Source organism: Winogradskyella pacifica (assembly GCF_003386275.1).
GTDB lineage: Bacteria > Bacteroidota > Bacteroidia > Flavobacteriales > Flavobacteriaceae > Winogradskyella > Winogradskyella pacifica.
Window position 1 is genome coordinate 201,795 of record NZ_QREI01000002.1, and the last position, 12,998, is coordinate 214,792.

At 33.4% G+C, this 12,998-nt stretch carries 10 protein-coding genes; 7 read left to right on the forward strand and 3 right to left on the reverse strand.

Features of this window, described 5'->3' with window-relative positions:
- Positions 1–101 precede the first annotated feature (101 nt).
- Positions 102–941 (reverse strand): helix-turn-helix domain-containing protein, encoded by an 840-nt coding sequence (locus DFQ09_RS05140; protein WP_115808590.1) that lies wholly within the window; start codon positions 939–941, stop codon positions 102–104.
- A 176-nt stretch (positions 942–1,117) separates the two neighbouring features.
- Here DFQ09_RS05140 and DFQ09_RS05145 point away from each other — a divergent pair, with 176 nt between their 5' ends.
- Positions 1,118–2,494, forward strand: a complete 1,377-nt coding sequence (locus DFQ09_RS05145; RefSeq protein WP_115808591.1) for an alanine/glycine:cation symporter family protein — start codon at positions 1,118–1,120, stop codon at positions 2,492–2,494.
- Here DFQ09_RS05145 and DFQ09_RS05150 read toward each other — a convergent pair whose 3' ends face one another.
- A complete protein-coding gene (locus DFQ09_RS05150) occupies positions 2,495–3,409 on the reverse strand; it encodes an AraC family transcriptional regulator (protein WP_115808592.1) in 915 nt (304 codons plus the stop codon).
- Between the two features lie 172 nt (positions 3,410–3,581).
- Here DFQ09_RS05150 and DFQ09_RS05155 point away from each other — a divergent pair, with 172 nt between their 5' ends.
- The 3 genes from DFQ09_RS05155 to acs all read left to right on the forward strand — a co-directional run bounded on the left by DFQ09_RS05155 (position 3,582) and on the right by acs (position 7,792).
- Positions 3,582–5,081, forward strand: coding sequence for an aldehyde dehydrogenase family protein (locus DFQ09_RS05155; RefSeq protein ID WP_115808593.1), 1,500 nt, complete (start codon positions 3,582–3,584; stop codon positions 5,079–5,081).
- Positions 5,082–5,493: 412 nt separating this feature from the next.
- On the forward strand, positions 5,494–5,850 hold the full coding sequence (locus DFQ09_RS05160; RefSeq protein WP_115808594.1) for a DUF779 domain-containing protein: 357 nt from the start codon (positions 5,494–5,496) through the stop codon (positions 5,848–5,850).
- Between the two features lie 34 nt (positions 5,851–5,884).
- Positions 5,885–7,792 (forward strand): acetate--CoA ligase, encoded by a 1,908-nt coding sequence (acs, locus tag DFQ09_RS05165; RefSeq protein WP_115808595.1) that lies wholly within the window; start codon positions 5,885–5,887, stop codon positions 7,790–7,792.
- 78 nt (positions 7,793–7,870) lie between these two features.
- Here acs and DFQ09_RS18855 read toward each other — a convergent pair whose 3' ends face one another.
- Entirely contained in the window at positions 7,871–8,026 is a 156-nt protein-coding gene (locus DFQ09_RS18855; protein ID WP_020897871.1) for a hypothetical protein, read from the reverse strand.
- 127 nt (positions 8,027–8,153) lie between these two features.
- Between DFQ09_RS18855 and DFQ09_RS05170 the strand changes: the two genes are divergently transcribed.
- The 3 genes from DFQ09_RS05170 (at position 8,154) to DFQ09_RS05180 (ending at position 12,950) form a co-directional block, all read left to right on the forward strand.
- Positions 8,154–8,822, forward strand: coding sequence for an HAD family hydrolase (locus DFQ09_RS05170; RefSeq protein ID WP_115808596.1), 669 nt, complete (start codon positions 8,154–8,156; stop codon positions 8,820–8,822).
- A 54-nt stretch (positions 8,823–8,876) separates the two neighbouring features.
- Positions 8,877–10,244 (forward strand): serine hydrolase, encoded by a 1,368-nt coding sequence (locus DFQ09_RS05175; RefSeq protein WP_115808597.1) that lies wholly within the window; start codon positions 8,877–8,879, stop codon positions 10,242–10,244.
- A 117-nt stretch (positions 10,245–10,361) separates the two neighbouring features.
- Positions 10,362–12,950 (forward strand): zinc-dependent metalloprotease, encoded by a 2,589-nt coding sequence (locus DFQ09_RS05180; RefSeq protein WP_115808598.1) that lies wholly within the window; start codon positions 10,362–10,364, stop codon positions 12,948–12,950.
- Positions 12,951–12,998 lie beyond the last annotated feature (48 nt).

A 12,998-nucleotide genomic window follows, 5' to 3' on the forward strand; every position in this document is an offset into this window, starting at 1 on the left:
CAATAACTTATGAAAAAAGGTCAATATGAATATTTGTAAAGAATAAATACGAGATGCAATATCTAAACAACTAGAAGGCAATGGTTTATGTGAATTGGTTTTTAGCTAGAAATATCTGATGGACTAACTCCGAACTTGTTTTTAAAGGCTACACTAAAGTTAGACAGGTTGTTATAACCAATATCTAAATAAATATCTGAAGCTTTTAATTCACCTCCTTGCAACAATTCTTTAGCTTTTTGAAGACGTTTGTCTTGAAACCATTTTCCAGGTGGTTCCTTATATTCGTTTGTAAAATGACGTTTAAAAGTCGATAGACTCATATTACAGAGAAAGGCAATTTCTTCCACTTTTAAATTGGAATCTACATTGCTTTCAACTGTGTTTTTGAATGGTGAAATCTCTTTAGAAATTAAAGAGTGTAAATAATATTCGAATTCATGACCATACTTATTAAGCATATAGAGCATTATTTCTTCAAATTTCAAAGATAATAGCGCATTGCTATAACTATGATTTGAAAATGTGCTAGAAGATAAAGAGCTTATAAAAGATGCAATATAATCATCATTTTCAATTACAAAATATGGTACATCCTCCTTGTAAGGTTTTACATTACTCGTGTACTTACTTAAAAAATCTGTGAGTTTCTTTTCAGAAAAAAAGAAAAGCTTACAGTAATAAATGGCCTCTGTATCTAATAACTCTGTCCAAAGCCAATTTCCTTTTTTGAGCAACAATGATTGATCTTTATTTACAGCAACCGATTTTCCTGCAAAGTGCACTTGCTTTTTTCCAACCTGTAAAAAACTAAACATATTCATACCTAAATTGACCTTGCTTTTAACAACGTCACTAATCATTTTAAAATCATAGACAAATATGTCTTGATTTACTTTTTGGTTTTTAATGAAAATTTCAGGTATATTTTCTATTGGCATCTATTTTTTTTAGCTTGTAGGTAACGTTGAGGTATAGTTTTGTTTGAATGAACTATATAGCTTGATAAGCGAAGTTAATTTTTTTTAAACTTAAAACCCATAGCATAAAGTCTCATTTATAAATTAATTGTAAACATTATACCATAAATTCAAACCGTTTACTACATTTATAATCTATGGAATTTTTAAATCAACTACTCAGTGACTTTTCATCATTAGCTTGGGGTTTGCCTTTGCTTATTTTATTAATTGGTGGAGGTTTATATTTATTAATACGCTCTCACTTTTTACCATTTCGGTATTTAGGACATGCCTTAAATGTGCTTCGCGGAAAATATGACGACCCAAATGATCCTGGAGAAATTTCTCATTTTCAGGCGTTGTCTACCGCATTGTCGGCAACCGTTGGCATGGGGAACATTGCAGGTGTTGCCGTAGCAATTTCTATTGGTGGACCTGGAGCCGTGTTTTGGATGTGGATTAGTGCCGTAGTTGGGATGTCTACAAAATTCTTCACCTCTAGCTTAGCGATTATGTATAGAGGTAAAGATAGTGCAGGCGAAATTCAAGGTGGTCCAATGTATTTTATTATGGAAGGCTTAGGGAAATCTTGGAAGCCTTTAGCTGTCTTTTTTAGTCTTTGTGGACTAATTGGAGCCTTACCTGTTTTTAATGTCAACCAGCTTACGCAAGCTTTAAATGATATTTTATTAATCCCAAATGGAGTAGAAGTCGGTTTAAAATCGAATCTTATTATTGGTTTCGTTTTAATCAGTATTACGGCTTTAGTTATTCTAGGCGGCATAAAACGTATTGGAAATGTAGCATCGCGCTTAGTACCAACGATGGTAGCTCTATATTTTGTGTTGGTTATTATAATTCTTGTAGCACATAGTGATGTTTTAGTGTACTATCTAAAATTGATATTTACAGATGCTTTTGCGGCTAATTATTATCCTAATGACGATACCTTTTTAGGTGGAGTTTTGGGTGCATTAATTCTACATGGAATTAAACGTGGTGCGTTTTCAAACGAAGCCGGAATTGGTACAGCACCAATGGCTCATGGAGCAGCAAAAACGGACGAGCCAATTCGAGAAGGTTTGGTCGCTATGCTCGGCCCTGCAATAGATACCTTAATTGTTTGTACACTTACAGCTTTAGCTATTTTAGTTACTGGTGTTTGGGAAACCACTTCCGATAATGGCGTGAGTCTAACGGCTTCGGCCTTTGCAGATGTTATGCCTAATTATGGTAAATACTTGTTATTAGTTTGTATCGCTGTTTTTAGTATGAGCTCGCTGTTCTCTTATTCGTATTATGGTACAAAATGTATGTCATTTCTCTTTGGGGCAGACAAAAAGCATTACTATAATTACTTCTATATTTTGAGTATTCTCATTGGTGCAACTACAAGTTTAAGTATGATGATTAATCTTATTGATGGCATCTTTGCTTTAATGGCAATTCCGACGATGTTGGCAACGCTAATCTTAGCACCAAAAGTTTTAGTTGAGCTTAAAGCGTATATAAAACGAATGAAAGAAGACTAATTATTTACTTACAGAAGCTTTAAATTGCTGAGGCGTCATCATTTCTGTTTTCTTAAACTGCCTGTTGAAGTAACTCGTATTATTGAATCCAGATTGAAAGGCAATTTCTGACATTCGTAAGTTTGGTGTTGATTTAATAAGCTTTTTAGAAAACTTAATCTTTTCCGAATTTATATAATCAATAGGTGAAATGCCTAAGGTGTTTTTAAACTGCTTATGAAAGTGAGATGTGCTCATATAAGCTTTCTCTGCTAATTGATCTACGGAAATATCTTTATTGGTTAGATTGTCTTTTATGAATTTAATAACGGTTCCTATTCTGGTATCTGTAAATATATGACTGTCATTAGTGATTAAAGATTTGGCTTTAGTTTGAAGCAATCTTACAATTAATTCCTGAATCATTAAATCTAACAATACGTCTTTAGACGTGTTGCTGTTGGTAAACGTATAGGTTAAGCGTTCAATTAAATGATTGACATCTACATTATTGATTAAATGAGAACTGGTCGCATCTAAGTCCCAATTATTGTTTTCATTTTCTATGGCAACATGATGATTAAATTTCCCGACGACTTCTTCAATTTTAAACGCATCAATACCTAAAGCTAAACATTGCGTAGGTTTATGTTTTGTAGCAATTGGGAAATCTATGACCATTTCCTTATTGGTTGGCATTACAACGGATTCCCCAGGAAAAAAATCAAAAGCATCAAAACCTTCTAGGTGCATTACCTTTTTACCTGTAAGCATACTTGCTATAATCGGAAAATCAAATTTCAGAGATACTTGTTCTGCGATAACGTGAGTTTCATAAATGTTCAATTCAGCATATTCAGCATTATAAGTAGTTCTATTTTCTACTAATGTGCTCAATTTTCTATGGCTTTTATGTGTATCTAATAAACCTCTCATGTTCAATATTACAAAAAAATAGTCTTAAAAATTGTTAATAATAGATATGTTCAAAAATATAATAAATATGTTCAAGATAATTGGGATTTGATAAAATAACTTTATCAAAATTAAAGTATAGATAATTTTTATGCTAAATAAATAAGTAATTAACAATAAAACGTATTAAGGTATGAGCTATTCAAAACCAGAATTTAAAGACAAGTATTCCAATTTTATAAACGGAAAGTTTGTGCCGCCAGTTGGTGGTGAATATTTTGAAAACACATCTCCTATAGATGGAAGTGTCATTGCAAAATATCCAAGATCACAAAAAGAAGATGTAGAAAATGCAGTTGACGCTGCTAATGCGGCAAAAGAAGCTTGGGGAAATACGCCTGCAGCTGAACGCGCTAAACTTTTAAATGAGGTAGCAGATATTATAGAAGCGAATTTAGAAGAATTTGCCGTTGTTGAAACCTGTGATAATGGAAAGCCTATTCGAGAAACGTTGAATGCAGATATTCCTTTAGCTGTAGATCATTGGCGTTATTTTGCTGCATGTATCAGAGCAGAAGAAGGTAGTGCTACAGAGTTAGATCAAAATACCTTATCCATGAATATTAAAGAACCATTGGGCGTTATTGGTCAAATTATTCCATGGAACTTTCCGTTATTAATGTTGTCTTGGAAGTTACCTCCTGCATTAGCAACCGGTAATTGTGTGGTATTAAAACCTGCAGAACAAACTCCGTCATCAGCAACATTATTAATGGAGAAAATTGCAGATGTTTTTCCTCCTGGTGTATTAAATATTATTCATGGTTTTGGTCCAGAAGCAGGGAAACCTTTAGCATCGAGTTCTAAAATTGATAAAGTGGCGTTTACAGGAGAAACGACTACAGGGCAATTAATTATGCAATATGCGTCTAAAAACCTAAATCCAGTGACTATGGAATTAGGTGGAAAATCGCCAAACATATTCTTTAATAGTGTAATGGATGAGGATGATGCCTTTTTAGACAAAGCCATTGAAGGTGCTGTTTTATTTGCGTTTAATAAAGGTGAAGTGTGTACATGTCCTTCACGGATTTTAGTGCAAGAAGATATTTATGATGCTTTTATGGAGCGTGTCGTAGCAAGAACGAATGCTATTGTTCAAGACAATCCTTATGATGTAAATACTCAGGTTGGGGCACAAGCGTCTAATGATCAATATGAAAAAATTCAATCGTATTTTAAAATCGGAAAAGAAGAAGGAGCTAAAGTATTAACCGGAGGCGAAGCTAATAAATTAGAAGGTAATTTGGCTAATGGCTATTATATTAAGCCTACCATATTAGAAGGGCATAATAAAATGCGTGTTTTTCAAGAAGAGATTTTTGGACCTGTGGTTTGTGTCACTAAATTTAAAGATGAAGCAGAGGCCTTAGAGATAGCTAATGATACTATGTATGGTCTCGGAGCGGGAGTCTGGACAAGAGATGCACATCAATTATATCAAATACCAAGAGCGATTAAAGCAGGTCGTGTTTGGGTAAATTGTTATCATGCGTATCCGGCACATGCACCATTTGGTGGGTATAAAAAATCTGGATTTGGTAGAGAAAATCACCTTATGATGATGAGTCATTACAGGCAAACAAAAAACATGTTAATCTCTTACGATAAGAACAAATTAGGTTTCTTTTAGAAATAAATAATTAATAGCAACTCGAAGCTGTCTAAGAAATAAGATTATAGATCACTTTTTTCAGGCAGCTTCTTTTTTTAAATTAAAACAGAAACATCTGATAAAATATAATTAAATTCTAGAACCGTTATTATAATATTATCAAGAGTTTTTAAAATAAGACCACTTTTTTATCAGTTAGTTACAATCACGTCTTTGTTCTTTGTTCTAGAAGCGAAGCGGTCTTTCTTCTTTTAGACTAAAAACTTAAGCATCCTATTAATAATTATTTAATTATAGCGTCTTTATAGTAATATTTGGTTTACAAGAGTTTTTAAAATGAGACCATTTTTTTATCAGTTAGTTAGGATCACGTCTTTGCTCTTTGTTCTAGAAGCGAAGCGGTCTATCATCTTTTAATAATAATAAACATATGAAACGCGTAGAAATAACAGATAAAGCAGCAGAAGTAGTTAAACAACTTAAAACCAAGCATGGTGATTTAATTTTCCATCAAAGTGGAGGTTGTTGTGATGGCTCTGCTCCAATGATTTTTGAAAAAGGAGATATGTATCTAGATGAAAGCGATATTCTTTTAGGTAATGTTGAAGGTGTTGATTTTTATATGAACCAAGATCAGTATGAATATTGGAAGCACACCCACTTAACCGTTGATGTTACTGAAGGTAGAGGCGCAAGTTTTTCATTAGAAATACCTTTAGGTCTTCGGTTTTTAATTCATTCACGATTATTAACTGAAGAAGAAGCTTCTTTTTTTAATCCAAAATAACTACCTTTTTAAACTCAAAAAATAAGACTAAAACATGAGTAATTATCACATTAAACAATTTGAAGAATATTTTCAAGTATATAGAAAATCAGTACGTAATCCTGAGCAATTTTGGGAAGAAATAGCTGAAGAACATTTTACGTGGAAAAAACGATGGTCTAATGTTTTAAGTTATGACTTTAAGAAAGCTGAATTCAAATGGTTTGAAGACGCCAAACTTAATATTACAGAAAACTGTATCGATAGGCACTTACATACCAGAGGTGATAAAACAGCTATTTTATTTGAACCTAATAGTCCAGATGATGAAGCAGAACATATTACATACAAACAGTTGCACGAAAGGGTTTGTAAATTCGCTAATGTTTTAAAAAGTAAAGGCATTAAAAAAGGAGATGTGGTTTGTGTGTACTTGCCTATGATTCCAGAATTAGCCATCTCAATTTTGGCCTGTGCAAGAATAGGTGCGATTCATTCAGTTATTTTTGCTGGCTTTTCAGCGACAGCAATATCGTCTCGAATTAATGATTGTAACGCTAAAATGATGATTACCTCAGATGGTTCTTATCGCGGTTCAAAAACTATAGATTTAAAAAGTATCGTTGATGAAGCGTTAAATGAAACACCAGGTATTGAATCTGTTTTAGTAGCTAAGCACATTCAGTCTGATATTAACATGAAAGACGGTCGCGATTTTTGGTTAGCACCGCTTTTAGAAGAAGTATCATCAGATTGTGTTGCTGAAGTTATGGATGCTGAAGATCCACTGTTTATTCTATACACTTCTGGTTCTACAGGAAAGCCTAAAGGAATGGTTCATACTGTCGGCGGTTATATGGTTTATACGGCTTATACGTTTAAAAATGTTTTCCAATATCGCGAGGAAGATATTTATTGGTGTACTGCAGACATCGGTTGGATCACTGGTCATAGTTATATTGTTTATGGACCTTTGGCAAACGGAGCAACATCTGTAATGTTCGAGGGTGTCCCAAGTTATCCAGACTACGGACGTTTTTGGAATATTGTCGAGAAACACAAAATAACACAGTTTTATACTGCACCAACGGCGATTAGAGCACTAGCAAAACAGGGTACGGAATTTATAGAAAAATATGATTTATCATCATTAAAAGTGTTAGGATCTGTTGGAGAACCTATAAACGAAGAGGCATGGCACTGGTATGATGAAAACGTCGGGAAAAAGAAAAGTCCGATTGTAGATACTTGGTGGCAAACGGAAACAGGAGGTATAATGATCACACCAATTCCATTTTCTACGCCAACCAAACCAACCTATGCAACCTTGCCATTTATAGGAATTCAGCCTGCTTTAATGGACGAAAACGGTCAAGAATTAAAAGGTAATCAAGTAGAAGGACGTTTATGTATAAAATTCCCTTGGCCAGCAATGGCAAGAACAATTTGGGGAAATCATCAACGCTACAAGGACACGTATTTCTCTGCTTATGATAATATGTATTTTACAGGAGATGGTGCCTTAAGAGATGAGGTTGGTTATTATAGAATTACAGGTCGAGTAGATGATGTGATTATAGTATCTGGGCATAATTTAGGAACAGCTCCAATTGAAGATGCCATTAATGAGCATCCAGCGGTGTCAGAATCTGCCATTGTAGGTTTTCCACATGATGTAAAAGGAAATGCATTATATGGTTATGTCACCTTGAAGGATGTAGGAGAAAGTAGAGATCATGGAAATTTAAGAATGGAAATCAATCAGCTTATTACAGATCGAATTGGTCCTATTGCTAAGCTAGATAAAATTCAATTTACAGAAGCATTGCCAAAAACACGATCAGGTAAAATTATGCGACGTATTCTAAGAAAGATTGCGGCTAATGAAACGGATCAATTAGGCGATACAAGTACATTGTTGAATCCCGAAGTCGTTCAGGATATTATTAATAATGTGAAATAAAATGTATTAAGATTAAATTTAAAATCCAAAACTTTATTTAAGTTTTGGATTTTTTTGTTTTTGAAACCGTAGGGTTATCTATTCAGATTTAGAATCTTTTGATTTTTGAACAATAGCCTTTAAACGTGCTTTGCGCTCTTCAACTTGAGACTTTTTCTTATTCTTTTTCTGATTAATAAGTTTCGTATGCTTGGCTTTGTTATTTGTGTTTTTCTCTTTGCCTTGTTTTGCCATTGTGTTTAAAATTGTTTTCAGGGTGTAAAACTAAGCATAATTTAATATAAACATAATAGTATTGTTTGGTTCTGGGATTTAAGAATACCATTTACTTTTTTATCTTCGCTTCAAATTAAAAAATGTTATGCTAAAAGCAGTATTATTTGATATGGATGGTGTCATTGTTGACACGGAACCCTTACATCGAAAAGCCTACTATCAAATGTTCAATGATGTTAACATAGAAGTTGATGATTTACTTTATGAATCATTCACAGGGCAATCTACAATCAATATTTGTAAACGATTAGTTGATCATTTTAACTTAAATGATACACCAGAGCATTTGGTTAGTATTAAACGAAAGCATTTTAAATTTTTGTTTGAAAACGATTCTGATCTCACCTTAATTGAAGGTGTTTTAGAACGTATAAAAGATTACCATATAAACGGCTTAAAACTTGTAGTTGCATCTTCTGCATCTATGCCAAACATAAACCGCATTTTCGATCGTTTTGATTTGAATCAATTCTTCGTCGGTAAATTCAGTGGTGCGGATTTAGAAAAATCAAAACCACATCCAGAAATCTTTATTAAAGCTGCAGAACATACAGGATTCGATAAAAAGGAATGTATGGTGATTGAAGACTCTACCAATGGTATAAAAGCAGCACATTCCGCAGGTATTTTTTGTGCAGGCTTTAAAAGTGAACATTCATCAGGTCAAGATTATACATTAGCTAATGTGATTGTTTCTAGTTTTGATGAATTATCGTTTTCTAATCAGAAATCGTTTTTTAATCCGTCCATATAATCTGTAACTATTCTACTTTTTTGTAGTCTTATACTAATAAATCCCATTATTAATATGAAATTCAAATCAGCATTATTTATAATTCTAGCTTTTGTTCAATTTACATTTTCTCAGAACGCAGAACTAACTACTGAAATTCAAGATCATATTAAAGCACGTGTAGATGAAGGTTTTAATCCAAGTGTTGCATTAGCTTACATCGAAGGAGAAAATGTCACCTATTTTAATTATGGAAATACTGAAGTTAAAAACGGAAAGCCAGTCGATCAAAATACGGTTTATGAAATCGGGTCAATTTCTAAAGTTTTTACAACTATTATTTTAGCTGATGAAATACTAAAAGGAAACATCAATCTTAGTGATCCTATTTCAAAATACTTACCTAAAACGGTTATTGTGCCTCAGCGAAAAGGCAAACAAATTACAATTAAAGATTTAGCAACACATACCTCTGGTTTGCCAAGAATGCCAGATAATTTTGAACCGGCAGATTATTCTAATCCGTTTGCAGATTATTCAACAGAACTACTTTATCAATTTTTATCGTCTTATGAATTGTTGAGAGATATAGGTGTTCAGTATGAATACTCAAATTTAGGAATGGGATTATTAGGTCATATTTTAGAATTGCATACAGGTAAAACTTATGAAGAGTTAGTTAAAACGAGAATTACCGTTCCACTTGGAATGAAAAATACGGGTATTGTTTTATCGGATGCTATGAAAGCTAAATTAGCCTTAGGACACAATGAGCAATTAGAAGTTGTAAATAATTGGAATTTAAATGTATTAGCTGGTGCAGGTGCCATACGATCTACAACTAGCGATATGGTTAAATTTATAAGAGCGAATACGTCTACCAATAACACGTCATTAAGTAAAGCTATGAAGTTAAGCCATGAGATTGCTTTTTCTGACGAAAGTGAAAGCTTTAATATTGCATTAGGATGGCACTTTGCGAATAATAACACCATCACTTGGCATAATGGAGGTACTGGCGGTTACAGAGCTTTTACAGGGTTTTTAAACGATTTCAGTAAAGGAGTTGTGGTTTTAACTAATTCTGTGTCGACTGTTGATGCTGTAGGAATGAAATTATTGGACGCACCATTAACTTTAGAATTACCAAAGAAATCTGAGTTTCCAGATGAAATAGAAGTTTCTGCAGAGGTTTTAGAAAATTATATAGGAGTATATCAATTAGCCCCTGAATTTTCAATTACGATTACAAGAGTAGAAAATCAACTTTTTTTACAAGCCACTAATCAACCACAATTTAAAATTTTTCCATCGGCAGAACATCAATTCTTTTTAAAAGTTGTTGAAGCAAATATTACATTCAGCACTAATGATGCAGGTGAGATCAATGCTTTGACTTTGCATCAAGGTGGACAGAATTTGCCTGGGAATAAAGTTGAGTAGTAGTGTTTCCTTAGCATTTCGAAACCTTGATTTTTAGTAATTGTATTGAAAATTATTTCTAATTTATTTTCTATCTTGTCTGAATTCTAAATATATATTAACAAATAACTCATCATTATGAATATCAAAAAACGAAATGCCTTTAGACTATTGTCTTTAGCGTTACTTGCGTGTGTGTTTATAGCACCACAAAATTTAGAAGCTCAACGGAAAAAGAAAGACAAAAAGAGTAAAACGGAAACGCCTGCGCCAAAACCAAAAAAGGAGAAATCAATAAAAGATCTTACCAAGTCAAGCAAAAAGATTGAAGGGCTTTTTACAATGTATCGAGATACCATTACAGGTAGTTTACAGATGGTGGTCAGTGAAGCGCATTTAGATAAAGATTATATTCATTTTAACCAAGTTTCAAACGGAGTTACAGATGCTGGTAGATTTAGAGGAGCCTATGGAGGTTCCAAAGTTTTTAAGGTAAAGAAATACTATGATAAAATAGAGTTTGTATCTCAAAACACATCCTTTTATTTCGATCCCGAAAGTGCTATTTCTAAATCTAAAGATGCTAATACTAGTGAAGGTATCATGGCAACTGTAAAAATTGAGGCACATGACAAAGAAGAAGGCTTATACCTTATAAAAGCCGATGATTTATTTTTAAAAGAAACGTTTACTCAGGTAAAACCACCGCGTTTTCCAGGCTCTAGTCCAATGGCTTTTAGTCTTGGTAATCTAGATAAGACAAAAACAAAGATTAATTCAATAAAGAATTATGAAGATAATACAAATCTTGAGGTTGAATATGTATACTCAAGTCCTTCTGTGTTAAATGGCGGATCTCAAGCTATAACTGATGGTAGAAACGTAAGTATTAAGGTGTTTCATAGTTTAATAGCAATGCCAGATAATAGTTATGAACCTCTTTTTGATGATCCAAGAGTTGGTTATTTTACAACTCAAGTTGAAGACCAAACAGCGACTAATTCTACGCCATATAAAGATTTAGTGCACCGTTGGAATTTAATTAAAAAAGATACTGAAGCGGCAATCTCAGAACCTGTAAAACCAATTACATGGTGGATGGAAAATTCGACACCAGTAGAATGGAGAGAAACAATTACACAAGGAGTTTTAGAATGGAATAAAGCGTTTGAAAAAGCAGGATTTAAAAATGCCATGATGGTTAAAATGCAGCCAGATGATGCTGATTGGGATGCTGGTGACATTAACTATAATGTATTACGTTGGACGTCTTCTCCAAATCCACCTTTTGGAGGTTATGGACCAAGTTTTGTAAATCCTAGATCAGGTGAAATAATTGGTGCAGACATAATGTTAGAATATGTACATTTTACAAATAGAGTGTTCTATGATCAGTTATTTGATTTAGCAAAAGCAGATACTGAATTTGATGCATCAGAGTATTTAAAAAAGAATAAAGTGTTATGTTCTTTTGGTCATGTAATGCACGAAAACAGCTTATTTGGGCAAGCATTAATTGAAACTACAGGTGGCTCAGATTTAGAAATGGCTCGTATGAAAAAAGAATCGATGCTAGCTTTAATTATGCATGAGGTGGGGCATACACTTGGACTTAATCATAACATGAAAGCAAGTCAATTATTTTCACTTGAGGAATTAGCAGATAAAGAATTTATAGAAGGGAAGTGTTTAACTGGCTCTGTTATGGATTATGCAGGTATTAATATTACTAACGACAGAGCCAAGCAAGGTCAATATTACGATACATCTGTTGGGCCTTATGATGTTTGGGCAATTCAGTTTGGATACACGCCTTTTAAATCTGAAGGTGAAAAAGTAGCGTTGCTTAATAGAAGTACGGAACCAGAATTAATATTTGGTAATGATGCAGATGATATGCGTGCACCAGGAAAAGCAATTGATCCGAGAGTAATGATTGGGGATTTGTCTAACGACCAAATTGGGTATTCTATTGATAGAATTAAGTTAGTTGATAGCATGATGAGTGGTGTTAAAACTAAATTCGCTAAAACTGGAGAATCATATCAAGAATTAAGACGTGCTTATTACTTATTAAGTGGGCAACGTGCAACTGCTGTAAATGTCATTTCAAGATTTATTGGTGGCGTTTATGTCGATAGAGCAATGATCGGACAAGAAGGAGGATCGCAACCGTTTACTCCTGTTAGTTTAGAAGATCAAAAACGTGCAATGAATGCTTTAACTAAATATGCTTTTGCGCCTACAGCTTTTAGTGCACCAAGTGAGTTATATAATGATTTAGCGATGCAACGACGTGGTTTTGGTTTTATGAGAGGTACCGAAGATCCTAAAATTCATCAACAAGTATTAACATATCAACAGAATGTATTGAGTCATGTTTTACATTATAATACCTTACAGAGAATCACAGATAGTGAGTTGTATGGTAACGAATATAGCTTGTCTACATTTATGACGGATTTAAATTCGGCTGTTTTTAAAGCGGATATTAATGGTAATGTGAATTCATTTAGACAAAATTTACAAATTTCATATACCAATACCCTTATAGATATGTTAACAGGAAAACAAAGTAGTCGTTATTCTAATAATGCAAAATCAATGGCGTTATACAATTTAAAGCAAATTAGATCTATGGCTGCCGTTACAGGTAATGTGTCTAGCAAAGCTCATAAGGAACACTTGCGCACACTAATAGATAATGCACTTAAAGAGGTAAAATAAATAGAAGAGTCTAGAATAGAAAAAAGCACAAATTGCATTGCAATTTGT